Source organism: Streptomyces griseoflavus, from assembly GCF_014649995.1.
GTDB classification, from domain to species: domain Bacteria; phylum Actinomycetota; class Actinomycetes; order Streptomycetales; family Streptomycetaceae; genus Streptomyces; species Streptomyces griseoflavus.
On sequence record NZ_BMUC01000015.1, the window covers coordinates 171,058 to 195,510 of the forward strand.

17 protein-coding genes are annotated in these 24,453 nt (G+C 72.9%); 8 read left to right on the plus strand and 9 right to left on the minus strand.

Annotated elements, in window-relative coordinates; all coding sequences use genetic code 11:
* The first annotated feature begins 159 nt into the window (after positions 1-159).
* From IE172_RS27300 to IE172_RS27335, 8 genes are all read left to right on the plus strand, one after another.
* Positions 160-4,857: a non-ribosomal peptide synthetase gene (locus IE172_RS27300; RefSeq protein WP_190099972.1), complete on the plus strand. Its 4,698-nt coding sequence runs from the start codon at positions 160-162 to the stop codon at positions 4,855-4,857.
* Positions 4,857-5,117: an MbtH family protein gene (locus IE172_RS27305; protein ID WP_403382621.1), complete on the plus strand. Its 261-nt coding sequence runs from the start codon at positions 4,857-4,859 to the stop codon at positions 5,115-5,117. The genes IE172_RS27300 and IE172_RS27305 overlap by 1 nt, the downstream gene beginning before the upstream one ends.
* A 42-nt stretch (positions 5,118-5,159) precedes the next feature.
* Entirely contained in the window at positions 5,160-7,013 is a 1,854-nt protein-coding gene (locus tag IE172_RS27310; RefSeq protein ID WP_190099974.1) for a non-ribosomal peptide synthetase, read from the plus strand.
* Positions 7,014-7,285: 272 nt separating this feature from the next.
* Entirely contained in the window at positions 7,286-7,564 is a 279-nt protein-coding gene (locus tag IE172_RS27315; protein WP_190099975.1) for a hypothetical protein, read from the plus strand.
* A gap of 83 nt (positions 7,565-7,647) precedes the next feature.
* Entirely contained in the window at positions 7,648-8,376 is a 729-nt protein-coding gene (locus tag IE172_RS27320) for a LuxR C-terminal-related transcriptional regulator (RefSeq protein WP_190099976.1), read from the plus strand.
* A 67-nt stretch (positions 8,377-8,443) separates the two neighbouring features.
* Positions 8,444-9,862, plus strand: a complete 1,419-nt coding sequence (locus tag IE172_RS27325) for a KamA family radical SAM protein (RefSeq protein ID WP_190099977.1) — start codon at positions 8,444-8,446, stop codon at positions 9,860-9,862.
* Between the two features lie 99 nt (positions 9,863-9,961).
* Complete coding sequence (locus IE172_RS27330) at positions 9,962-11,182, plus strand: fatty acid desaturase family protein (RefSeq protein WP_229886468.1); 1,221 nt, start codon at positions 9,962-9,964, stop codon at positions 11,180-11,182.
* 130 nt (positions 11,183-11,312) lie between these two features.
* Positions 11,313-12,290, plus strand: coding sequence for a quinone oxidoreductase family protein (locus tag IE172_RS27335; RefSeq protein WP_190099978.1), 978 nt, complete (start codon positions 11,313-11,315; stop codon positions 12,288-12,290).
* Between the two features lie 71 nt (positions 12,291-12,361).
* On the opposite strand, the gene sbnB is transcribed toward IE172_RS27335, so the two are convergent.
* The 9 genes from sbnB to IE172_RS27380 form a co-directional block, all read right to left on the minus strand.
* Positions 12,362-13,423 carry a 2,3-diaminopropionate biosynthesis protein SbnB gene (sbnB, locus tag IE172_RS27340; RefSeq protein WP_190099979.1) on the minus strand — a complete coding sequence of 354 codons (1,062 nt, stop codon included), beginning with the start codon at positions 13,421-13,423 and terminating at the stop codon, positions 12,362-12,364.
* Between the two features lie 124 nt (positions 13,424-13,547).
* On the minus strand, positions 13,548-15,503 hold the full coding sequence (locus IE172_RS27345; RefSeq protein ID WP_190099980.1) for a methylaspartate mutase subunit E: 1,956 nt from the start codon (positions 15,501-15,503) through the stop codon (positions 13,548-13,550).
* 38 nt (positions 15,504-15,541) lie between these two features.
* Positions 15,542-16,387 (minus strand): LLM class flavin-dependent oxidoreductase, encoded by an 846-nt coding sequence (locus IE172_RS27350; protein ID WP_229886470.1) that lies wholly within the window; start codon positions 16,385-16,387, stop codon positions 15,542-15,544.
* A complete protein-coding gene (locus tag IE172_RS27355) occupies positions 16,384-17,628 on the minus strand; it encodes an aromatic ring-hydroxylating oxygenase subunit alpha (protein ID WP_190099982.1) in 1,245 nt (414 codons plus the stop codon). The genes IE172_RS27350 and IE172_RS27355 overlap by 4 nt, the downstream gene beginning before the upstream one ends.
* 210 nt (positions 17,629-17,838) lie before the next feature.
* Positions 17,839-19,143 carry an MFS transporter gene (locus IE172_RS27360; RefSeq protein WP_190099983.1) on the minus strand — a complete coding sequence of 435 codons (1,305 nt, stop codon included), beginning with the start codon at positions 19,141-19,143 and terminating at the stop codon, positions 17,839-17,841.
* Between the two features lie 157 nt (positions 19,144-19,300).
* A complete protein-coding gene (locus IE172_RS27365) occupies positions 19,301-19,993 on the minus strand; it encodes a 4'-phosphopantetheinyl transferase family protein (RefSeq protein ID WP_190099984.1) in 693 nt (230 codons plus the stop codon).
* On the minus strand, positions 19,990-20,982 hold the full coding sequence (gene sbnA / locus IE172_RS27370) for a 2,3-diaminopropionate biosynthesis protein SbnA (protein ID WP_229886472.1): 993 nt from the start codon (positions 20,980-20,982) through the stop codon (positions 19,990-19,992). The genes IE172_RS27365 and sbnA overlap by 4 nt, the downstream gene beginning before the upstream one ends.
* Entirely contained in the window at positions 20,979-21,974 is a 996-nt protein-coding gene (locus tag IE172_RS27375) for an aspartate/ornithine carbamoyltransferase family protein (RefSeq protein WP_190099985.1), read from the minus strand. Before IE172_RS27375 ends, sbnA begins: the two co-directional genes overlap by 4 nt.
* Positions 21,975-22,008: 34 nt before the next feature.
* The coding region (locus IE172_RS27380; protein WP_190099986.1) for an amino acid adenylation domain-containing protein at positions 22,009-24,453 on the minus strand (2,445 nt) is incomplete at its 5' end.

The window sequence follows — 24,453 nt, forward strand, 5'->3', positions numbered from 1 at the left end:
GTTCCTAGGCTGGTCGCACCAGTCCGAGGGCGCCGATGCCGCGACCGGCACCGTCGAACCGCTGGTTCCGGCACGCGGCATGCGCGGCAGCACACCGTGCCGCGCATGCCGCACCCCGAGGGTCGTCCCGGTCACGTTCTTCGAAGGAGGAAGCGACGCATGCGGAAGACGCAGGAGGCGCAGACCGCACGGCAGGACGTCCCCGTTCGGGACGAGGAGCGGCTTCCGCTCACCGCGGGACAACTGCGCATGTGGTTCGCGGAGATCTACGAGCAAGCGGCTCCGGCGTACAACCTGCCCGTGGCGGTACGGCTGTCCGGCGCCCTCGACGTCGACCGGCTGCGCCGGGCGTTCGACCGGCTCGACGCCCGGCATCCGGCCCTGCGGGTGCGGGTCGACGTCGCCCCCGACGGCGTCCCGTTCCAGACCGTGGGGAGGGCGGCCGGGTTCGACTTCACGGCCCGCGACCTGACGGGTCGGTCCGCCGCGGAAGTGGCGTCCGTGGTGGCCGCGTTCGCGTGGTCGCCCATGGACCTGGCCGCCGGTCCGCTCGCGCGGGCGCTGCTCGTACGGTGCGCGCCCGGGGAGCACGTCCTGGTGCTGAACGTGCACCACATCGTCTTCGACGACTGGTCCACGGGCGTGTTGTGGCGCGACCTCGGCCGCTGCTACCGCGACGCGGTCCCCGCCCCGGGCTCCCGGGACGGGGGGACGCTCTCCGCCCCGTCGCCCCCGGCGGCGTCCGCCGCGTCCTATGCGCGTCTCGTCCACGCCCAGCGGCGCCACGAACAGGGTCCCGGTGTCGCCGACGACCTGGCGTACTGGCACCGCGTGCTGGAGGGCGCCTCACTCATGCCCCTGCCGACCAGGCGCGAACGCTCCTGGCCCCGCGGCGGGCAGGGCGACGCGGTGCACTTCACACTCCCCGCCGGCACGGCGGAAGCGATACGGCACGTGGCCCGCGCGACACGGACCACCCCGTACATGGTCCTGGCCGCCGCCTTCCAGGCGGTCGTCGCCCGGTGGAGCGGAAGCGGCGACATCTGTCTCGCCACGGCGATGGCGAGCCGCTCCGAGCCCGGCAGCGAGGACAGCGTGGGCTACCTCGTCAACACCGTCGTGCTCCGCTCCCGGGTGACACCCCGGATGACCTTCGCGGAGCTCCTCACCCAAGTTCGCGGCACGGTGCTGGGCGCGCTCTCCCATCAGCGGGCCCCCTTCGACCAGGTCGTGAGCGGGCTGCCGGCGGCTCGTACTCCGCACGGCACCGCGCTCTTCCAAGTCGCGTTCAACTTCCAGAGTGCCGTCGGTGGTTCGCTCGAACTGCCGCACATACGCACACGCCCCCACCCCGTGCCGCGCCCGACCAGCAAGTGTGATCTGCTCCTCGAGGTCGCGGACGGCGAGGACGCGGCCGGGGGCGCCATGTCCGCGTTCCTGGAGTACGACAGCGATCTGTTCTCCCGCGAGACGATCGCGGGCCTCGCGGACACCTTCACCACGTGGCTCGGGCACGCCACCGCCGATCCCGGCATCCGTGTCCGTCAGGCAGGCCACCGGCCCGAGCCCGGCCCCGCGCTGCTGCCGCCGCTCGCCCCCCTGCCCAGGTCGACCCAGCCGTCGATGGCCCTGTCCGCCGGGCAGCGCCGGATGTGGTTCGCCCACCAACGCCGGCCGGACTCCGCGGAACACGCCTGCCCGGTGGCCCTGGACCTACGGGGCCCCCTCGACCGCGGCGCGCTGCTGCGTGCCCTGACCCGCGTCGTCGCACGCCACGAGACGCTGCGGGCGACAGTGGTCCGCGACGCGCAGGGCACACCCCACTGGCGGTTCGGCACCGCGCCGCGCATCACGCCGGAGTACCGCGATCTACGAGCCGGCACCGAGACCCTGGACGCGGCACTCACCCGCACGCTGGAGCGTCCCTTCGACCCGGAGCACGGCCCGCTGCTGCACGTCGCTCTCCTGCGCGTGGAGGACGAACGGCACGTCCTGCTCCTGAACGTCGCACACGTCGCCTTCGACGGGACCTCCGCCGGGATCGTGCGCCAGGAATTGCTGTCCTGCTACCGGGCCGAGAGCGAGGGCGGGAACGACCCCTGCCTGCCCGACCCCCCCGCGCCGCACGCCTACGCCCCGCCGGCGCCCGACGCCACGGGCAACGCCAGGGAACTCGACTACTGGCGCGCCTACCTGAACGACCCCGACCCGCAGGAACTCCCGGGCGACACGGGCCGCTGCGACGCCGGGAGCGGAGCGGGAGCCGTGCACCGCACGGAGCTGGACCCGGGCGTGGTCGCGGACATGGCCGCATGGGCGTCCCACGCCCGCACCTCCGCCTTCACCGTGTACCTCGCCGCGTTCCACGCGCTGCTGTCGCGCCGGACCGGACGTCCGTACACCACGGTGGCGACCCCGGTGGCCGACCGTATGCGCCCCGGCGGTGAGGCAGTCGTGGGCTTCCACGTCGACACCCTCCCCCGGCGAGCCGATCTCTCCGCGGACCCCACGTTCGAGCAGCTGGTCCGGTCGGTCCGCGAAGACCTGCTGCTCGGCTACCAGATGGCGGACCCGGCGGCCGGCGCCTCCTTCGACGCCCTGCTGGCCTCGCTCCAGGAGGCGGGCGGGACGACCGCGTTCCGTGCGAACGTGCTCTTCGACCTCCGTCACGAGACACCGCCCGTCGAACAGTGCGCGGACCTCCGGGTGTGCGAAGCACCGATCCCGCGTGTGTCGGCCTCGGCCGAGCTCACCCTCGACGTGACCGTGCGCGCGGACGGCACCGCCGAGGCCTGCTTCGAATACGCCACCGACCTCTTCAGCGCCGCGGCCGTCGCCTCACTGGCCGACCGCTTCCACGCCCTGCTCCGTCAGGTCTGCGCCGACCGGACCCTGACCGTCGGGAACGTGGACCTCACGCTCGACGGCGAGTGCCGAGAACCTCGTCCCTGGCCCGCCGGCCACACCCGGGCCGAGCGGCCCGACGAGTTCCGCCCCGTGCACGAACAGGTCCTCCGGCGTGCGCGTACCTGCCCGGAGGCGACCGCACTGGTCCACGACCACGGGACGGTCAGCTACGCCGACCTGGCCGACGGGATCGAACGCTATGCCGCGGTTCTCGCGGACCGGGGCGTCGGGCCCGAGCAGGTGGTGGCCGTGCATCTGCCGCGCGGACCGCACACGGTCGTGGCCCTGCTGGCGGTGCTGCGCGCCGGAGGGGCCTTCCTGTTCCTGGATCCCGACCTCCCCGACGACCGCAAGGGCCTGCTCCTGGAGGACAGCGGCGTCACCCATCTGGTGGGAGACGCGCCCCGAGCGGACCTCGACGGCATCACCCGCATCGGCGTCGAAGAGTGCGACACCGCCACCCTCTCCCCGCACCGGCCACCGAGGGTCGACCCCGGCCAACTGGCCTATCTCATCCACACCTCCGGCACGACCGGCCGCCCCAAGGCCGTCATGGGGACCCACGCGGCGCTGGCCACCCACCTCGCGGCCATGGCCGAGGGCTATCGGATCACGCCCGGGGACCGCGTCCTGCAGTTCGCCTCGCTGTCCTTCGACGCGTCGCTGGAGCAGTTGCTGCCGGCGCTGATGTGCGGTGCGACGGTCGTACTGCGGGGCCCGGAGATCTGCGCCCCGGGTGACTTCCTCGGCCTCGTCGCCGCGCATCGCGTCTCCGTGGCGGAGCTTCCGCCGACCTACTGGACGGCGGTGACCAGCGATGTGCCGCCCGGGACCCGGGCGCCCGGCTGCCTGCGACTGCTGGTGCTGGGCGGCGAGGCGGCCCGGGGCGAGACCGCCGAACGCTGGCGGGCCATCGCTCCCCACGTGCGGGTGGTCAACACCTACGGCCCGACGGAGACCACCGTCTCGGCCACCGCGCTGGACGTCACCGACCGGGAGACCCTCCAGAGGGTCCTGGCCATCGGCGGCCCCCGGCGCGGGATCACCGCGCAGGTACTGGACGGCGCGCTGCGCCCCGTCTTCCCGGGCGGCGTCGGGGAGTTGTACCTCGGCGGGCAGGCGGTCACCCGCGGGTACCGCGGCCGGCCCGGACTGACCGCCGAGCGGTTCGTGCCCGATCCTCGCGGAGGCGGCGGGCGCCTCTACCGCAGCGGCGACCTCGTGCGGCTCCGGCCGGACGGCGTCCTGGACTTCGTGGGTCGCGTGGACGACCAGGTCAAGATCCGCGGGTTCAGGGTCGAGCCCGGTGAGGTCGCCGCCCGCCTGACCTGCCACCCGCTGGTGCGCGCCTGCGCCGTCGTCGCGCGCGGCGACGAACTGGACCGGACGCTGGTGGCCTACGTGGAATCCGAGGGGCCGCCGGCCGCACCGGACGCCCTGCGCGCCTTCTGTGCCCGGACCCTGCCGGACCACATGCTGCCCGGGGTGTTCGTCCACCTGGCGGAACTGCCGCTCACCGCAGGGGGCAAGGTGGACCGTTCGCGGTTGCCCGACCCGGATGAGGGCGCGAACGCGACGACGGCACAGGCCGGTCCGTGCGGTGCGCGAGGGACCTCGGCCGACGGTCAGGAACCGGCCGACGAGGTCGAGGAACTGCTCGCCGGGATCTGGCGCGAGGTCCTGGGCCTCCCCCGCATTGCCCGCCACGCCAACTTCTTCGCACTGGGCGGCCACTCCCTGCGGGCGACCCAGGTCGTCTCCCGGATCCGCCACGATCTCGGCATCGAGGTGACCCTGCGGGACGTGTTCGACGCCCCCACCCTCGCCGGGCTGGGCCGGATCGTCACCGAGGCGCTGCTCGCCGACCCCGCCCTCGACGCACCGCCGGGCGCCCCCGCTCCCGGCGACCCGGTCGCCGTCGCGGCCGGTCACCCGTCCCACCGCCCATGATCCATCGCCGGGCACCGACGCCCGCGCCCCCACGAGGGGGCACCGGCACCACCGAGAGGAGCACCACCGTGTACCAGGTCGTGGTCAACGACGAGGAGCAGTACTCCATCTGGCCCGACAACCGCCCCCTGCCTCCCGGCTGGCACGCGGAGGGCACGACCGGCGACAAGGAGGCGTGCCTGAGCCACATCGAGACGGTGTGGACCGACATGCGCCCGCTCAGCCTGCGCCTCCGGCAGTCCGCCATCAGCCCGGCCTGATCGCGGGAGACCGCGGCGGCCCCGCGCCGAGGAGAAACGACGATGAGTCCTTCGCAACCGGCTTCCCTCACCCGGGAGCCTCCCCTGCCGGCGGTCCGCCCGAGCCCTTCCGGAGGCGACGACGACACGGTCCTGCGCCTCCTTCGGGACCGGGTGGCACGGACACCGGACCGCACCGCCGTCGAAAGCCCCGGAAGCCGCCTCACCTACGGGGAACTGTGGAACAGGGCCGACCGGCTGGCCGAGGCCCTCCCCCGGCTCGGCGTGCGGCCGGGCGGCGCCGTCGGCGTGGCCGTCGACCGTTCGTGGCAGTCGGTGTGCTGCCTGCTCGCGGTTCTGCGGGCCGGCGCGCACTACGTTCCGCTGGACGGCGGCTATCCACCCGGCCACCTGCGCACCATGGCCGCGTCGGCGGCGGTGGACACGGTCATCGGACGGTCCGCGGCGCTGTCCCGCTTCCCGGAGAGCGTCGCCCGCCACCGTGTCCATGTGGACCTGGCCCTCGCCGACCCCGGCGCGCCGCCGTGCGCCCGGCCGCTGCCCGACGAGCGGACACCGGCCTATGTCATCCACACCTCGGGTTCCTCGACCGGCCGGCCACGTCCCGTGGTGGTACCTCACCGGGCGCTGCGCACCGCGGCGTCGTCCCTCGGCGCCGAGTGCGCGTTCACCGCGGACGACCGGATCCTCAGCTTCGCCTCGATGAGCTGGGACACCTTCGGCGAGGAACTCTACGGGGCGCTGTCGTCGGGCGCCGCGCTCGTCATGGAGCCCCGCGCCCACAGTGGCTCCGTGCCCGGCTTCCTGGCGGCGGTCGAGCGGCGGTCCGTCACCGTGGTCGACCTGCCGACCTCGTACTGGCGCGAGATGGTCGACCACCTGAGCGCGACGCGGGAACCGCTGCCGCCCTGTCTCCGGCTGGTGATCATCGGCGGTGAGGCGGTGAGTGCCGAGGCCGTGCGCGCCTGGTGTGCCGCCGTCCCCGACCGCGTGCGCCTGCTCAACACCTACGGCCAGACCGAGACCGTCCTGGTGACCCACGCCGCCGAACTCGGCGGCCCCCACGGCCGCGCACTGACACCCGGGGCCCCCGTTCCCATCGGACGCCCGCTTGCCCACGTGCGTCAGCGCATCATCGACCCCGGCCCCACCGGGCGTGGCGAACTGGCCGTCGGCGGAGCGTCGTTGGCGTGGGGCTACCTCGACGCGCCGGCGGCGACCGCGGCGCGGTTCGTGCCCGATCCCGACGGGGGGCGGATGTACCTCACCGGTGACATCGTCGAGCCCGCGGCGGACGGCACGCTCCTGTACATCTGCCGCAAGGACCGCCAGGTGAAGATACGCGGCATCCGTGTGGAGCCGGAGGAGACCGAGCGGATGCTCCTGACCCACCCGCGCCTCACCGATGCCGCCGTGGTCGCCGAGCGGCCCGACGGCGGCACGGACCGGTTGCACGCCTTCGTGGCGGGACCGGACCTCGACGCGGGCGCCCTGCGCGCATGGCTCGGCGAACGGCTGCCCGCCCACCTCGTGCCGGCCCGCGTCAGCGTCCGCCGCACTCTGCCCACACTGCCCAACGGAAAGGTCGACCGCACCATGCTCACCGAAGCCGCGCACACCGAACCCGACCGCCTCAGCCGTACCGTCCAGGAGGTGTCCGACCTGTGCGGCGCCGTGCTCGACACCGCGTGCGGAGCGGAGGACGACTTCTTCGACAAGGGCGGCGACTCGCTTCTGACGACCCGTCTGATCTCCCGCGTCTACCGCCGCTACGACGTGGAGCTGACCTATGTGGACGTCTTCGAGGCGCGCACACCGGCCGCGGTCGCGGAGCTGATCCTCGCCCGCGCGACCCGCCGGCCGGAACGGCAGGCTCCGCGCGGGCACGGGCGATGACACCAGTGTGCCGTGCACCATGCGGCCATTCCCACGTCTCGCCAGGTCCACGGACCGTCAGCCGTTCCCGCACGGTGGCACCCGCTGCCGTGACAGGTTGATGCGACGGCCCGGGCGCTGACAGCGGGCGGGCGGCCGGACCACGATGTAGGCCAAGGACCGCGGCTCCCCGCGGTCGTCCGACTACCCCCGCCCGTACCGCCTCCGTGCCGGGCCCGCGCCGGCCGCCGATCCCCTACCCCGCTCCGGCGGGCGAGGAGGTTCTGGTGCACATGGTCACCGTAGTCCTCGCACCGGACCGCCCACAGTTCCGCACCGGCCAGGAGCCGGCCGAACTGGCCACCCACCTGACCACCGTCCCCGGCGACGCTCCCGTCCGCCACACGCGGATCGTGGTCGAACCCCGTCGTATCGGCATCGTGGTGTTCGTGCAGAGCGACGGACCGGGAGCAGCCTTCACGGCCGTACGGGTCCTGTGCGAACGCGTGCTGCGACAAGCCGAGACGCTGTGCGGGTGGGCCCTCGTCTCCGTCGCGGTCAGCATTCCCTGACGGCGCTCCGGCCCTCTATGGCGGGCCCCGACGGCGCGAGCACCGGCGGACGACGGCGGGTCACTTCCTTCGAAGGAGTCTTCATGAGGTACGCCGCACAGCCCGCTGTCCGCCTGATGATCGCGGACGCTCAGGAGATGTCCCGGCACGGACTGCGCTCGATGCTGGCCGACGACCCGGGCGTCGAGGTGGTGGGCGAGGCCGCCGGCGCCGCCGACGCGCTGTACGAGGCACGGTCCTTACGACCGGACATCATGATCGTCGACCACGACCTGCCGTCCGCGGGCGGCCTGGACCTGGCGCGGCGCCTGAACGACGGGGAGATCGGGCACGTCGTCCGCACCGTCGTGCTGAGCAGCACCTATTCCGACGAGGCGCTGTCCACCGCGGTGCGCCTGCAGGTCGGGGGCTATCTCGACAAGAGCTGTCCGGCCCTGGAACTGACCGCCGCGGTCCACGCCGTCGCGGAGGGCGCCGCATTCCTGTCGGCCCAGGTCACCAGGCAGCTCTTCGAGCGCTTCGAACTCCTGCCGAGCCACCCCGCCCTGGACGAGGCGGAGCAGGTGATGGGCCTGAGCCAGCGCGAGGTGGACGTCGTGCGTTCGATCGGCGGCGCCCTGTCCAACCGTGAGATCGCCAAGGAGCTCGGCGTCTCGGAGACGACGGTGAAGTCCCACGTCTCGCGTCTGCTGACCAAACTCGACCTGCGCGACCGGGTCCAGGTCGCCCTGCTCGCCGTGCGTCTGGGCCTCGTCCCGCTGCACGCGACGCCCTCGGACGCCGGCCCCGCGAACGTGCTCGCCACCACATGACCACCCCATCCACGCGCCGTCCGACGCGGCGCCCGGCCTGACGGCCGGGCGAACGACGAGGAGAGACATGCCACTGCACGCCGGCCAGCCGTACGTCTACCGACGCCGTGACCCGTCCGAACCCGACTGGCGACGCATGCCGGGCTGGCACGACGTCGACGCCGCCTCCTGGGAGTCGGCGCAGTGGCAGCGTGCCCACTGCGTGCGCACCGTGCGGCAACTGCGCGGGGTACTGGGGGATCTGGTCGACGCCTCCTTCTACGCCGACCTGGAGCGCGACCGCGCGGAGCGGGCCACCATGTCGATGCTCCTGCCGCCGCACGTCCTGAACACCATGGTCCCCGACGTCACTCCGCGGGGCCCCGGCAGCCTCACCGCGGAGCTCTACGCCGACCCGGTCCGCCGCTACATGCTGCCCGTCTACTCCGACCGGCACCCCACCATGCCCTCCCACCCCCTCGCCGAACGGGACTCGCTCCATGAAAGCGAGATGTGGGTGACCGAAGGGCTCACCCACCGCTATCCGACGAAGGTGCTCGCCGAACTGGTGTCGACCTGCCCGCAGTACTGCGGGCACTGCACCCGCATGGACCTGGTGGGGCAGTCCACCCCCCAGGTCAGCAAGAACCGGCTGGAGCTGAAGCCCGCGGACCGCAACGCGGCCATGCTCACCTACCTCGCAGAACATCCCGAGGTGCGTGACGTGGTCGTCTCCGGCGGCGACGTCGCCAACGTGCCCTGGCCCCGGCTGGAGGCCTTCGTCACCTCCCTGCTGGCCATCGACTCCGTCCGTGACATCCGACTGGCCAGCAAGGCCCTGGTCGCGCTGCCCCAGCACTGGCTGGCGAGCGACGTCGTCGACGGTGTGGCCCGTCTCGCTGCACTGGCACGCCGGCGCGGCGTGCAACTCGCCCTGCACACCCACGCCAACGCCGCCCAGCAGATCACCCCGCTGGTCGCACGGGCTTCACGCGCGCTGCTGGACGCCGGGCTGCGGGACGTCCGCAACCAGGGGGTGCTGCTGCACGGAGTCAACGACAGTGCCGACAAGCTCCTCGACCTCAGCTTCGCCCTGCTGGACGAGGCATGGATCATGCCTTACTACTTCTACCTCTGCGACATGATCCCGTTCAGCGAACACTGGCGGCTCACGCTCAGCGAAGCCCAGGACCTCCAGCACCAGATCATGGGATATCTGCCCGGCTTCGCCACCCCGCGCATCGTCTGCGACGTCCCCTACGTGGGCAAACGCTGGGTGCACCAGGTCTCCGGCTACGACCGGCTGCACGGTATCTCGTACTGGACCAAGAACTACCGCACCACGATCGAGGACGGCGGCCCCGAGGCCCTGACCCGGGCGCACGAGTACTACGACCCGGTCCACCTGCTGTCCGAGGAGGGCCGCCGCTGGTGGCGGCGCGGCGAGCCGACCGGTGTGCCGGCCCTGCCGCCGGCCTCCGCGGCCGCCGGACCACCCGGTCGCTGAGCCGGCCGGACCGGGCACGTCGCGCCGGACCGGCCTCCGCCTCGTCGACACTTCCGCACCGACCCGGAACAAGCCCGGGTCCGTTCCCCCGGAGTATCCATGCCTCCCCATGCCACTCGGCTCGCGCCCGCGACCTCCGTCGACGCGCCGGCCGCCTCGGACGTCCGCGAGTCGATGACCCGGCTGCCGGAACCCCTGCAGCTCCCGCTGACGTGGCTGACCGGCAGGCCGTACACCGGTCAGCGCGGTCCGCGCCCCACTCCCGGATTCCATCTGGCCGGCGGAGTGGTCTCCCTCGTCACGGGGCCGGCCGTCAGTACCGCCGCGCTGGGAGCCGGCGGCTGGTGGACATTGCTGTTGGCGGCCGGCTGGGCGGTGACTCTGCACGGCCTGCGCAACCTGCGCATGATGGTCTACCACCAGTGCGCCCACCGGAACATGTGGGCGCGCAAACGCCTCGACCGGGCACTGGGCCGGGTGATCGCCGGACTGCTGCTGGTACAGGACTTCGACGGCTACGCGCGCGAACACGTCGGCGACCACCACGCACTGCGTCACATGACACCGGCCGACCCGACCGTGCAGGCCATCCTGGTCTCGCTGGAGCTGCGCCCGGGAATGACGCGCGCTCGGATGTGGCGCCGCGTCCTGGGCAAGATCGGCTCACCGCTGTTCCACGCGCGTTTCACGACGAGCCGTGTGCGCTCCTACCTGGCGGCGGCCCCGTGGCCCGACCGGCTGCTGGCCGTGACCGGCCACGGTCTCGCGTACGCGGCGGCCGTCACGACCGGCACCTGGCCGTGGCTGCTGCTCGCCTGGACGGTCCCGTTCACCGTGCTGTACCAGATCAGCAACGTGCTGCGGCTGTGCGTACGCCACACCTTCCCCGGGCCCGGGGTGCGCGAGAAGCGAGGACGGGACTACTTCGGGCGTCTCACCAACGCCATCTTCCTCGGCGAGCGCGCCCCGCGGAGCGGACTGCCGCGCGGCCGGGCGACGGCCGCCTGGATCCGGTGGGGCGCCCGCATGCTGACGGTGCACCTGCCGGCCCGCTACCTGGTGCTGACGGGCGACACCGTCTGCCACGACTACCACCACCGCTACCCGATGAGCAGGCAGTGGGCCGACTACCTCTTCGCCCGCCAGCGCGACCTGGAGGCCGGGCATCCGGGATGGCCGCCGTACCGCGAGGTGTGGGGACTCGTCACCGCGATCGACACCGTGTTCGACTCGCTGCGTACCGCCGATCCCGAGACGTACGACCGCGCACGACTTCCCAGGCTGTCCGAACGCGCCCTGTTCAGCGCGTTCGAGGACTGACGCGGTAGCCGCGCGCACCCCCCGCGCCGGCCCGGCGGGCATGGGCCGCCCGGGCCGGGAAGCAGAAGTGGATGTGCCGCCCCCTGCCGCGGGGCGGCACATCCGTCGCAACGAGGAGAGGACACCGGATATGCGTGCCGTCGTCGTGAACGAGACCGGAGGGCCCCACGTCCTCCACGAGCGGCAGGTGCCGCGACCGTCACCGGGCCCCGGCGAGGTGCTCGTCCGCATCGAGGCGGCGGGAGTGAACTTCATCGACACCTACTTCCGCGACGGCACCTACCCGGCACCGTTACCGCTGGTGCCGGGCCAGGAGGCCGCGGGAGTGATCGTCGAAGCCGGAGCGGGCGCACTGGACGACGCGGCCTTCGCCGTCGGTGACCGCGTGGCCTTCGCGACCGTGCGCGGAGCCTACGCCGAGTCGGCGAGCGTCCCGGTCACCGCACTGGTGCCCGTACCCGACACGATCGGCGCCCGGAACGCCGCCGCCCTGCTGCTCCAGGGCCTGGCCGCGCGCTATCTCACGCACGACACCCACCCCGTGCGCGACGGCGAGGTCGTCGTCGTGCACGCCGGCGCGGGTGGTCTGGGCCGGCTCCTCGTGCAGCTCGCCACGGCCCGCGGGGCACGGGTGCTCGCCACGGCCTCCACCGAGGACAAGCGTCGCTTCGCCCGGGACGCCGGGGCCCACGCCGTGTGCGGCTACGAGGAACCGGACGGCCTTCGTGCCCGCGTGGACGAGATCAGCGAGGGCCGTGGTGCTTCGGTCGTCTTCGACGGGGTCGGGGCGCCGACGTTCGAGTCGAGCCTGCGGGCGCTCGGCCCGCGCGGGCACCTGGTGCTGTGCGGCCTGTCCGGTGGGCGGGTACCGCCGTTCGACCTGGACCGGCTGCGCAGCGGTTCGCTCACGGTGTCGAGGCCCAGCCTCGCCGATCACACCCGGGACGCCGCGACACTGCGCGCGTCGGCGGCCGACCTCTTCGACCATCTGACGCGGGGACGAGTGAGTGCCCGGGTGCACGCCGAACTTCCGCTCGCCGACGCGGCGGAGGCTCACCAAATGCTCCAATCGCGCCGAACGGCGGGTAAGTTGCTGCTCATTCCCTGATCCGTGCGGCAGGCGAGGGGGGGACGCACGGTGCGGAGGGCCGCCCCCTACGCCGGCCGCGGGAGCAGGCCTCAGCCGCTGGCGTCGGGTGAGGGGAAGAATCCCCGGACCGGACTGACTCGCCCCGAGGCGACGGCTTGCTCGAAGACGTAACGTCCCAGGGACAGATCGAGCACTCCCAGCCCGAACGGCGAGAACACCACCGGTCGGTCGGAGGGCAGCGTGCGCCTGCCGGCGAGATAGTCGGGCAGGGTCCCGGTGACGAAGTCCCGCCTGCCGGTGGCCTGTTCCGCCAGATGGACCGATGTCTCCGCCCGCAGACAGTGGTCCACGTCGTCCAGCACGTTCGCGGCCCCCGTGATGAGTGCGGGGGCCAAGTCGCGCAGGGACACGTGCAGTACGAGCGGTGCGTGCTCCAGGCACCGTGGGTCCTGGACGTGCGGGCGGGCGGCGGTCGTGGCCAGTACGACCAGCTCGCCGGCCCGGATCGCGGTCTCCGCGTCGGCGGCCACCGCGAGTTCCCCGGACGCCGGACGGCCGGCGAGGGAGGCACGGAACGTCTCGGCGTGTGCCGGGTCGGCGTCGAAGACGGTGGTCCGGTCGAACGACCAGCCGGTCTCCACGAGGTAGGTGTGAATGTGGCGGGCGATGAGTCCGGTGCCGACGAACGACACCGTGCGGGGACGTGCGCGCCCCGGCCGCACCTCGCTGAGCCGCTCCGCCGCGAGCGCGGCCGACGCGGCGGTGCGCGCCGCACTGATCAAGGACGATTCCAGGCACGCGTACGGGTGGCCGGTGTCCGGGTCGTTGAGGACCAGCACGGCCGAGGCGCGGGCCAGGCCGGCCTCGGTGTTGCGGGGGTAACTGGAGATCCACTTGATGCCGTTGACCGCACGCTCGCCGGAGACGGAGGCGGGCAGTGCGATGATGCGCGCTTCCGGCCGGTCGGGAAAGCGCAGGAAGTGCGAGTGCGGATTCACCGTCCGCCCCTCGCCGTGGGCTCGGTAGGTCCGGTCGACGAGGTCGCGCACGGTGCGGTGGCGTCCGGCGAGGACGGCGGCGACGGTGTCACCGCCGATGACGCAGAAGGCCGGAGCCGTGGCGGTCGAGGGCGGGGTGGTGACGGCGGACATGGGAACCTTCCTGAACGGGGGCGTTGGGGAAGCGGCCGGGCGTGGACGCGTACGGCAGCACGGTGCCGGGGCTTCTGTTCGACGCTCGGAGCGACGAGGGTCGCGGACCCGCGCGCCGGTGGCCTCAGCCGGCGACGACCGGTTCCGGCTGCCGGGATCGCCGTGAGCCCATCGGCCAGGTCTCGAAGTCGCCGCGGGGGATCTGGAGCAGGTCGTGGGCGATCATGCGGTGGTCGTGCCGTCGGTCGGTGACGCCGTCCCGGCGGCGGCGAGCCGCGATCTTGTCCGCGTGGTAGGCCTTGACGGCTGCGGGCAGCGGCAGCCTTCCGGTGTCCAGCCACCGGATCGCCCCGTCGCAGTCCCGTACGGAGGTCGCCTCTCCCCGGTTGAAGACGCTGGGGGCGAAGGGCACATCGAGCAGACCGTCCCGCACGGCGAGGACCACACCGCGGGCGATCGAGCCGCTCCCGGCTGTGACGACGGCATCCAGCAGCGCGTCCACCTCGCTCTGGAGGACCTCGCACTCCTGGTCGACGGCGCTTTCCTCGTCCGGCCCGGGCTGCGGGGCCGGCTGGGCGAGCAGGGAGCCGACCATCCGCTGAGCGGCGATGTTCTCCGCGAGGGTGGGGATGCGCCGTGCCTCCACCGGTGTCTTGACGATGACCCTGCTGGGACGCAGGCTCCGGGCCAGCAACGCGGACTCCGCGATCAGCCGGCGGGCCGCCGACGCGTCGGTGGGAAACGCGCCCATGTACTGGTGGAACACCGACGACAGGTGCACACACCGGTGTCCGGCGCCGGTCAGCGCGCGGGCCGCGGTCGCCCTGAGGACCCGGGCCGCCGCCAGATCCTGGACACGGTTGCCGTGTTCGCCCAGGCCGAGGCTGAGATGGCGGGCCCCCTGTCCGGCGGCCAGCAGCGCTTCACACACGTTGACGGCGATGGCGACCGACGGCGGAACCAGTGTCCCGGTGAGGGGACCGAAGAACTCCCGGTCGATCGCCACTCCGTACTCCTGGGCGTACCGGCCGACCAGCCGGTCGACGTACTGCCAGTCGCGGACGGACGCCTCCAGGGGGTAGTCCCGGTGGTAGGGCAGGTTGTAGCTGAGGGCGCCGCCCTCGAAGGAGGTGACTCCGCCGGCGAACGAGATCTCGGCGAGCAGCCGGGGGTCACGCATGCTGTGCCGGGTGCCGAGGGGCAGAGCCGTCTCCAGGGCCAGTCTGCGCAGTACGGGCACCCCGTGGTTGATCACCGGGAACCCGTTGAGGCCGTTCGCCCCGTCGGCCAGAATCTGTGCGACGTCGGCGAAGCGGCGGGCCCGGGTGAGGGAGTCGACCTGGTAGGAGAGCACACGGCTGCCGGCGCGCTCCATCCGGGCGAACGCCGCCCGCTGTCCCGCGACGGTGGGTACGCCCACCCGGACCTGAGCCACGGGCGGTTCGACGCGTCGGTCCACCCGCTGGTGCAGGGCCGGGAATCCGGGCCGACCGGACAGGAAGACCGCGTTGTCGGACAGGTCGGCCGCTTCACGGCCGGTGGGCCACTCGGCCAGGACCTCGGCCCGGTCCGCCCGCACACGGGCCGGGTCCAGCGGGTCGTCGCCCACCGCGGGCGCCGAGGAGACGAGACGGCGGTGGGTCTCGGCCGCCCGGTGGGCCCAGGTGCCGCGGCCACGCGGAGTGCGGCCGCTCATGTCCCGGTGCAGGAGGTCGACGACGACGGCCAGGTCGACGTACTTCACGAAGACGCGGTGGAAGCCGCGGGCGCGCAGGTGGTCGCTCAGACCGGAGCCGTCGTCGATGGCGAGGTTGCCTCCGATGTACCACAGCGGGGTGTCACCGTCCCCGGCGTCCGGCTCGAAGTCACGTAAGTAATGCAGACAGTGACCGTCCATCACGGACACCAGGACGGCGTCGGCGTGCCGGGCGACCCGGCGCACGTCGTCGATGTCGTTCTGGATGCCCATGAAGACGACGTCGTAGCCGCCGGCGGTGAGGGTGTGCCGCAGCAGTGAGAGGCCGACGGTATGCGCATCGGCTCCGATGCCGGCCAGCACCAGTGTCGGACGTGCGGTCATGGAGCTCTGCCTTTCCGGGCGGGGGCGGGTCGGGACGGTCAGCGCAGCGGGGGCCCCTGGTCGATCCAGCGGCGCAGCTCGGCGGGATCGCGGCGCCAGGGGTCGAACGCCTCCAGCCACCAGGTCCCGCCCTGCTCCTGGACAGCGCGCAGCCGTTCCGCCGCCTCGTCGGGCCGGTCGGCGGGCAGCGTGCCGGGGACGGCGACCTGGAAGCCGTCGGGGCGTTCCAGCGGGGGCAGGGCGCGCAGGGTGTGGGCGAGTTCGGCGGGCGTGGGTCCGCGCAGGGCTCCGGTGGGTTCGCGGACCATGAGGATCACGCCGTCGTGCCGGGCCGCGCGGGCCAGCGGCCGGGCGTGCCCGTGGGTCGCGGCGGTCCACACGGGAATCGGATGCCGGGGGGCGGGCAGGAAGCGGACCTTGTCGAGGTGGTGGTGGGTTCCGTCGTGACTGTGTTCCTCGCCGGTCCACAGGGCACGGAGCACGGCGAGACCTTCGTCGAGGCGCTCGGCACGTGCGCGGGCGCCGGCCGGTTCACCGAAGGCGGTGAACTCTCCGCGGGCGTCGGCGCCCAGGCCGACGCCGAGGACGAGTCGCCCGCCGGAGAGTTCGTCCAGGGTGACGGTCTCGCGGGCGACCTTCGCCGGTCGGCGTCGGGCGAGCGGCGTGACGAGCGGGCCCGCGATCAGCGTCCGGGTGCGGGCCAGGATCGCGGTGAGCGCCGTCCAGGTGTCACAGGCCGGCAGTGCGGTCGGCGTCTCCAGCAGCAGGTGGTCCCAGACGAAGAACCCGTCCCAGCCGGATGCCTCGGCGGCGACGGCGTATGCGGCCAGGCGGCGCGGGTCGGCGTAGTGGCCGACGTTCGGGACGTACAGGCCCTGTTTCACCGGGCTTGCCGCCCGGCGGTCGTACCGGCGGTGGCCGCCGTCCGAAGGGCTCCGGGATACGCCGAGGGGGTGGGCCACGGGGCGCTGGGCGACCGGCCCGAGCGGTAGAGGAAGGCCATGGTGGCCAGGAAGCGGCCGAGCCCCTCCTCCTCGGGGGCGAGGGGGCCCGGGGTGAAGCCGGGCCGGGTGATGCCGCGCTGGACGGACTCGCACGCCTGCCAGTCCTGGCGGTTGGTGACGTCCCAGAACTCCGCCGCGTACCCGGGGTCGGTTCCCAGGTCGAGCAGGGCGCGGGGGAAGAGGACCTCGCACACGACCCGGGTACGGTCGGCGGCCAGGGGCTGGATCCGGTGGACGACGAGGTAGTCGTGCATGGCGGTGATGAACAGGCCCGGGAGCAGGGCGTGGTAGCAGACCTGGCGGGCACGTTCCTCGTCGAGCCCGGGGAACCTCCAGTCGGGGCCCCGGCCGTCCAGGGACATGCTCACGGCGTCGTTGTCGAGGTCGAGGTAACCGCCGAGCCACAGTCCCCGGTCCTCGAAGTCCAGGCCGTGGGTGGTGCGCTGGACCTTGGAGAGTTCGGGGTGCGTGCTGGGGCAGTGGTAGCACTCCAGATAGTTCTCGACCAGGAGCTTCCAGTTGGCGGAGACCTCGTACTCGTGCTCCGCGGTGCGGATCAGGCCGGCGGGCTCGTAGGCCTCGAGAAGGGGCCCGAGATTGCCCGCGGTGGCCGCCAGTGACGGGGCGTCGCCGGACAGGTTGACGAACAGGAAGCCGTGCCACTCCTCGCTGCGCACCGGGGTCAGGCCCATACCGACGGGGTCGCGCTCGGCGAGGTCCCCGAACCGCGGGGCGGCGCGCAGGGTTCCGTCGAGACGGTAGACCCAGGCGTGGTAGGCGCACCAGACGGTGGAACGCCGCACCGCGCAGCCGCTCCGGACGAGTTCGTGACCACGGTGACGGCACGCGTTGACGAAGACGCCGACGGTTTCGGTGTCACGGACCACGAGCACGCCCTCCCCCGCCACCGTCAGGGCCCGTTGGGCGCCGCGCTCGGCGACCTGGTCGGTGCGGCCGAGGCAGACCCAGCCACGGCGCTGCAGGAGTTCCTGCTCGAAGGCGTGGACCTCGGCGGAGGTGTACGCCTCGGCGGGCAGTCCGGCGGCTTCGGGGCGGGCGGTCAGGATGCGGTCGAGTGCGTCAGCGGGCAGTTGCGGCCCGCGGATGGGTGGCTCGCGCATGTCCCCTCCGGTGGTGTGGACGTGCTCCGAATCTAAGGAGAGCGGGAAACCGGTCGCTTCGGCTCCGCGGCCGGTTCGTGCGCACACCTTCGGCCGATCGGTCCTCATCCTTCCGTCCGGCCCGCGCGGCGGCCTCCACGGATCCGGCCCTGCGCGGTGGCCACGGCTGGGCCGGGGCCCGGGAGAGGCCCACCCGGCGAGGCGGGGGACTCAGCCACTCCGGTCGGTGGCGGAGGCCCCGGCGTTCACATCCGGGTTCACGTCCTGGACGCCGGGCCCGTCCCCGGCGTCCCGCGAGGGGCCGGGGGTGCGGGGCGCCACGAGCAGGGCGAGCGCGAGCAGCCCCGCGCAGAGGCCTCCACACCACACGAGTACCGTTCCGGCGCCGAGGTTCTCGGCGACCGTGCCGGACAGTGCGGTGGACAGGGGAACCAGGCTGAGCGACAGGAACCAGTCCAGGGAGGAGATCCTGCCGATCAACCGGCCCGGCACGCGCCGCTGCATGACGGTGATCCACACGACGTTGCCGTACTCGCCCGCCGCGCCCGCCAACGCGTAGAGGATCATCGCGAGCGGCAGGAGGTCGATGAGACCGAGCGCGCCGAGGCTGAGGCCGGCGCACACGAACGCGCCGTAGAGCCGGCGCAGGGCTTGGTCGTTGTCGTCCGGAACGACGCGGGCGATCCCCAGTGCGGCGACTCCCCCGCCCAGTCCGTAGGCGGCCAGCATGAGGCCGAGGGTGGTCGCCGAGCCCTGGAACTCCGACTCCACCAGGGTCGGTACGAGGGTGACGGCCGGGCCCGCGATCAGGAGATTGACGGCCGCGAAGCAGAGCAGCAGGCTCAGCAGCCAGGGGGTCGCGCGCACGTAGCGCAGGCCCGCGGTGAGCGCACCGCCGAGTTCGCGCGCCGCGACGCGGTCACCGACGGGCGCGGACGGCAGACGGAAGAGCACCAGGCCGGACAGCGCGTACACGACGGCGATGGCGCTGAACGCCGGCCAGGCACCGGCCAGTCCGACGAGGAGGCCGCCCGCGGCCGGGCCGACGAACTGCAGGCCGAGCAGTCGGCCGACGACGATCAGCGCGTTGGCGGCCGGCAGTTGGGCGGCGGGCACGGACTCCGGCACCGCGGCGTTCAGGGCGGGGAAGAAGGGCGCGCCGGCCGCGCCCGCCACCGCGCCGAGCACCGCCAGCTGCCAGACGGGCGCGTCACCCAGCGCGGTCAGCACCGCGAGCACGGCGACGGCCACGCCCTGGGCCAGGCCGGTGGCTCCGAGGACCACGCTGTGGCGGAACCGGTCGGCGAGGACCCCGCCGAGGACCACCAGGACCAATCGGGGTACGAGGCGTGCGGTCACCACGGTCGACACCCCGACCGCGCCGCCCTGTTGCAGGGCGAGCCAGATCAGCGCGGTGGTGAAGGCCCCGTCGGCGAGCAGTGCGCAGAGCTGGCCGCCCCACAGCCGCCGGAAACCGGAGCCGGTCAGCGGGGCGAGGGCGGTGGGACCCTTCATCGCAACTCCTTCGCGGGCGGTGAGGCGGTCGGGGTGGCCCGGTGGCGCGGCCCTGGGACCAGGGGTCGGACAGTCGGCGCTGTGTCCCGGCTACCCCCGCTGCCGGGGCAGGAATCAGCGAAGTGGCCCGCCGGCGCGACGCCGAGCCGGCCGGGCGTCAGTCGTCCGCCGGCCAGCGGCGCACGCGCAGGGCGGCCGGCCGAGGACCGTCGACGGCGACCGCGCACACGCAGGCGCCCGGCAGCAGCGCCGAGGTCAGCCACAGCGCGCGCCCGTCGGGGAACGGGGCGGCGACCCACCGGCCGTGGGGCGGCGGGGGGCAGGGCGGGTGCACCGTGGTGGGGTCGACGGCCAGTCCGTGGCCGGTGGCTTTCGTCAGGGACTCCTTGGCACACCAGGACCAGGCGGCGAGGCGCACGTCCAGGGCTCCTCGGGCCGGGAATCCGGCCCTCTCCCGCTCGCTGAACACCGTCTCCGCCGCGGAGAGCAGGGCGCGGCCGCTGGAGACCGGCTCGGTGTCCACGCCGACGGGACGGCGGGCCACGGCCACGACGGTGCGGCCCTCGATGTGGGAGAGGTTGAAGGTGATGTCCCCTGCCCGCAGGCGGGGGCGTCCGTGAGTGGGGTGTCCGCAGTGCTCGCACCGTCCGTGGATCTCGTCCGGGTCAGGTGTCCGGCGCAGGTAGCGGCCCAGCACGGCGCGCACCGTGCGGTCCTGCCGCGCGGGTGTCCGGGGGGCGGTGTCCGGTCGCCGGGCGGTGGGGAACCACCACACGTCGACGTCGTCGGACGCCAGGCCGTGCGGACGCGGGGCCGACGGCCGTGCGGGCGAGCGGACGGCCGGGCTCACGGCTCGGCTCCCACGGCCGGGTCGTACACCAGGTCGATGTACCGCTCGCCCCGGTCCGGGAACACCGTGAGCACACGGCTGCCGGCCGGCAGATCGCCGGCGATGGCGTGAATGGCGCTGACGACCGCGCCCGAGGAAGCGCCGGCGAGGATGCCTTCGGTGTGCAGCAGGTCGCGGCAGCCGGAGACCGCGTCCTGCTCCTGTACGTAGCGGACCTCGTCGATCTCCTCGCGGCACAGGAGTTCGGGGGTGCGGCTCGAACCGAGCCCGGGCAGGCGCCGCGGCCCGGGGGCGCCGCCGAAGATGACGGACCCCTTCGCGTCCACGGCCACGGTGTGCAGCGCGGGCCACCGCTCGCGCAGGCGCCGGGAGATGCCCAGCAGGGTCGCGGTCGTGCTGACGGCGACCACGAGCGTGTCCACGGGCCCGTCGATCTGCCGGACGATCTCGTGGGCCGTGCTGTCGTAATGGGCCCTCCAGCACAGTTCGTTGGCGTACTGGTTGACGCACACCGATCCGGGGACCTCGTCCAGGACCTCGCGCACCCGCTCCAGCCGGGAATGCAGGTAGCCGTCGTTCACATCGGGTTCGTCCACCATCTCGACCCGGGCTCCGAGACCTCGCAGGATGGCGAGGTTGGGGCCGCAGGTGTTGGGGTCGACCACACAGGTGACGGTGAGGTCGTAGAGCGGGGCGAGCGCCGCCAGGGCGATGGCGAAGTTTCCCGAGGAACTCTCCACCAGGTGACCGCCCTTGACGATCTTCCCGTCGGCGAGCCAGCGCTCGATGACGTACCGGGCCACACGGTCCTTGGTGCTGCCGAACGGGTTGAGGAACTCCAGCTTGGCGAAGACCGTGACCGGCAGGTCGTGGAAGAGTCTGTCCAGTTCCACCACGGGTGTGTCACCCACGGTGTCCGCCATCGAGTGACGGGTGGTGGCTGTCGCGGGGGACCGGCTTCCGCCGGCGAGGGGGGTACGCACGCTCACGCTCCCAGCATCAGGTCGAGCAACGCCATGCGGACCGGCACGCCGTTGCGCGCCTCGGCCCAGTAGCCGTTGAAGGAGGTGTCGTCCAGGTCGGTGCAGAGTTCGTCCTGGCGCGGGAGCGAATGCAGCACCCGCAGATGCGGTCCGGCGTGGTTCTCCAGCAGCGCCCGGTCGACCCGGAAGGCGTCCGGTGTGGCGGGCTTGTGTGCCGGAGCCGCCGAGCGGCCCACGGTGTAGTCGGGCTGCACGACCGGTTCCATGTAGACGAAGTCGGCGTCGCGGACCGCCGCGGCCAGGGAAGCGGCCCGCTCGACGCGGGCGGCTCCCGCGCTCACCTCGTCGATCAGGACCGGGTCCGGCGTCATGCCGGGCCCCGGGAACAGCAGGAGCCTGCAGTCGTAGTGGCGCAGCGCCAGCAGGACCGAACGCATGGTGCGCATCCTGAGGTCTCCGGTGAGCACGATCGTCGCGCCGTCCAGACCGCCGCGGAACCGGCGCATCGTGTAGAGGTCCGTCATGGCCTGTGTGGGGTGTTCCCCCCACCCGTCACCTGCGTTGATCACCGGCACTCCCGCTGTGGAGGCGAAGCGCCTCGGTGCGCCGGTCTGCGGGTGGCGTACGACGACGACATCGCCGTATCCGCCGAGCATCCGGGCGATGTCCTCGGGACTCTCGCCGAAGAAGTCGCCGGCCCGGGTGACGCCGGCGTCGGCGAATCCCGTGCAGGTCCCGCCCATGCGCAGCATCGCCGCTTCGTGCGCGAGCCGGGTGCGGGTGCTGCTCTGGTAGAAGGCGCTGACCAGGACCCGGCCGGCGAGCCGGGTGCGGGCGGTGGTGCTCGCCCGGATCGTGTCGGTGTGGTGGAAGAGGTCCTGCAGATCCTCCCGTCCGTACTGCCGCATGGACAGGACGTCGGCGCGGTGCCACGGGTCGTGGCCGGGCCGGGGTGACAGGTGGGGGTGAGGGGCGGTGCGGGTGGGCGTCGTGGTCATCGGTTCCTCCCTGAGGCCCTGGGTTGCCGGCCGGCTAGGCGGTGATGTGCTTCTCGCACCAGGCGGCGATGTCCTCGATGTGCTGGGCGGACAGCATGGTGGAGTGCACTCCGCCCGCGCGTGCGGCCGTGAGTTCGCCGCCGAACAGTGACTTCCATGCGTCGAGGTAGTCGTCGAAGCTCTCGTGGGCGATGCCCGACGGGTGCTCGGGGCTCGCGCCCAGGCACTCGTCCGTGGCGAGCAGGTGGGCACCGCCCGAGCAGGGGCCGGCTTCGTAGGCGCCGAGCGCGGAGAGCATGTGGGCGCAGGCGCGCAGCGGCATGGACTCGCCGAGCGTGATCTCCGCCTGGCTGAATCCGGCGGCGCGCAGCACGTGGCTCAGTTCCCGCTCGATCGCGGCGCGTTCCGGTCCGTCGGTCTGCCGCGCGGCCAGACGGTCGATGAGTTCGGCGCCCTTCAGGTAGTGGCCGATCTCCTCGCGATGCACTTCCCGCGCGGCTTCGTTGCCGGGCAGGGACGGCTCCAGGAGAAGCAGCGGGTCGACTCGTTGGCCCGCGGCCTCCAGTTGCCGGGCCATCTCGTGGGCGATGGTGCCGCCCAGCGACCAGCCGAGCAGGGCGTAGGGGCCTTCCTGCTGGACGGCGCGCATCTCCTTGATGTAGCAGGCGGCCATGGCCTCCACCGTCTCCAGGGGCTTTTCCCGGTTGTCCATGCCGGGCGGCTGGAAGGCGTACAGGGGCCTGTCCGCCGGCAGTGCCCTGGCCAGGGGCAGGTACCAGCCGACGGAGCCGCCACTGGGATGGACACAGAACAGCGGGCGGCCCTCGCCCTCGGGGGCCAGGCCCACGAGGGTGCGGTGGTGCCCGGTGCGTGCGGCGCCGAAGACGGCTTCCAGTGAGCCGTCGCCGTCCCCCTTCCACTCCTGGGCGGCGGTGACCGCGTCGGCCATCTGCCGGACGGTCTGGGTCTCGAAGACGCTGCGCGGTGTGAGCGGGATGCCCTGGGTGACGCAGTGGTGGGTGAGTTTCACCGCCTTGATGGAGTCGCCGCCCAGCTCGAAGAAGTTGTCGTCGATGCCGACCCGGTCCACGTCGAGAACCTGGGCCCAGATGTCCGCGAGCATCGCCTCCCCAGGGGTGCGGGGGTTCTGGAACACGGTGTCCAGCACCGGGCGGGCGTCGGGGGCCGGCAGTGCGTGACGGTCGATCTTGCCGTGCGGGTTGAGGGGGAAGGCGTCCAGGGCGACGAAGGCGGACGGGATCATGTAGTCGGGCAGGTCGCGGTGGAGGAAGGTCCGCAGCTCGGTGACCGTGGGCCGTGACGCGGCGTCCGAGCCGGGGGGCTGTATCCAGTAGGCGGCGAGCCGCTGGTCGCCCGTGGTGTCGGTCCAGGCGTGCACCAGGCAGCGGTCGATGGCGGGATGCTCCGACAGCCGGGCCTCGATCTCTCCCGATTCGATGCGGTACCCCCGGATCTTGACCTGGTGGTCGACTCGGCCCACGAACTCGATGGCGCCGTCGGCGTGTTGCCGTGCGTGGTCACCGGTCCGGTACAGCCTGCCTCCGGAACCGAAGGGGTCGGGAACGAACCGGTCGGCCGTCAGGCCCGGGCGGCCGGCGTACCCGCGAGTGACGCCCAGACCGCCCATGTAGAGCTCGCCGAGCACGCCGGGGGGCACCGGGCGCATGGCGGAGTCCAGCACGTGGACCGTCGAGTTGTGCATGGGACGGCCCAGGGGCACCACGGGCAGGGGGTGCTCGGGGAAGTCGGGCGGCACGAAGTACATCACCCGGCCGATGACGACCTCGGTGGGCGCGTAGTGGTTGATGACGACGGTGCCGGGGCACAGCCGCAGCCAGTCGACGACCAGCTCGGGCTCCAGGACCTCACCGCCGACCACCCATCCACCGGCCCGCGGGGCGAGGCCGCGGGCCCCGCACCAGTCGCGCAGGTAACGCAGGTGCGAGGGGGTCAGCCGGATGTAGTCGTAACTGGTGTGCTCGTCCACCAGCGCCTGGGCCAGCAGTTCGAGGCTGTCTCCCGGTGGCAGGATCGTGAGCGTCCGTCCGGAGACCAGCGGTTCGAACAGGCTCGGCACGGTGAGGTCGAAGCTGATGGAGGAGTGCAGCACGGTGGCCCGTTCACCGCCGCGCGGATAGTGGTCCCTGGCCCACAGAATGTAGTTGGACAGGCCGATGTGTTCGACCTGGACGCCCTTGGGGCGCCCGGTGGAGCCGGAGGTGTAGATGGCGTAGACGAGGTTGCGCTCGTGGACGTCGACGAGCGGCGGGCGGCCGGGCCGGTCCGCGATGGTGCCGGCGTCACGGTCGAGGTCGAGGACGGTCGTGCCCTCGGGCGCCTGGACGGCGTGCCGTGAGGCGGTGTCGGTGATGACTACGGGTGCGCCGGTGTCCTGCTGGATGTACCGCAACCGCTCCACCGGATACTCCGGATCCAGCGGCACGTACGCACCACCGGC

Excerpts from the sequence above, each read along its gene's own strand:
- IE172_RS27315 (WP_190099975.1), top strand. The coding sequence starts at position 7,286 with ATGGTCACCGTAGTCCTCGCACCGGACCGCCCACAGTTCCGCACCGGC.
- IE172_RS27320 (WP_190099976.1), top strand. The coding sequence starts at position 7,648 with ATGAGGTACGCCGCACAGCCCGCTGTCCGCCTGATGATCGCGGACGCT.
- IE172_RS27300 (WP_190099972.1), top strand. The coding sequence starts at position 160 with ATGCGGAAGACGCAGGAGGCGCAGACCGCACGGCAGGACGTCCCCGTT.
- IE172_RS27325 (WP_190099977.1), top strand. The coding sequence starts at position 8,444 with ATGCCACTGCACGCCGGCCAGCCGTACGTCTACCGACGCCGTGACCCG.
- IE172_RS27345 (WP_190099980.1), bottom strand. The coding sequence starts at position 15,503 with ATGACCGCACGTCCGACACTGGTGCTGGCCGGCATCGGAGCCGATGCG.
- IE172_RS27310 (WP_190099974.1), top strand. The coding sequence starts at position 5,160 with ATGAGTCCTTCGCAACCGGCTTCCCTCACCCGGGAGCCTCCCCTGCCG.
- IE172_RS27355 (WP_190099982.1), bottom strand. The coding sequence starts at position 17,628 with ATGCGCGAGCCACCCATCCGCGGGCCGCAACTGCCCGCTGACGCACTC.
- IE172_RS27335 (WP_190099978.1), top strand. The coding sequence starts at position 11,313 with ATGCGTGCCGTCGTCGTGAACGAGACCGGAGGGCCCCACGTCCTCCAC.
- IE172_RS27330 (WP_229886468.1), top strand. The coding sequence starts at position 9,962 with ATGCCTCCCCATGCCACTCGGCTCGCGCCCGCGACCTCCGTCGACGCG.
- IE172_RS27360 (WP_190099983.1), bottom strand. The coding sequence starts at position 19,143 with ATGAAGGGTCCCACCGCCCTCGCCCCGCTGACCGGCTCCGGTTTCCGG.
- IE172_RS27375 (WP_190099985.1), bottom strand. The coding sequence starts at position 21,974 with ATGACCACGACGCCCACCCGCACCGCCCCTCACCCCCACCTGTCACCC.
- sbnB (WP_190099979.1), bottom strand. The coding sequence starts at position 13,423 with ATGTCCGCCGTCACCACCCCGCCCTCGACCGCCACGGCTCCGGCCTTC.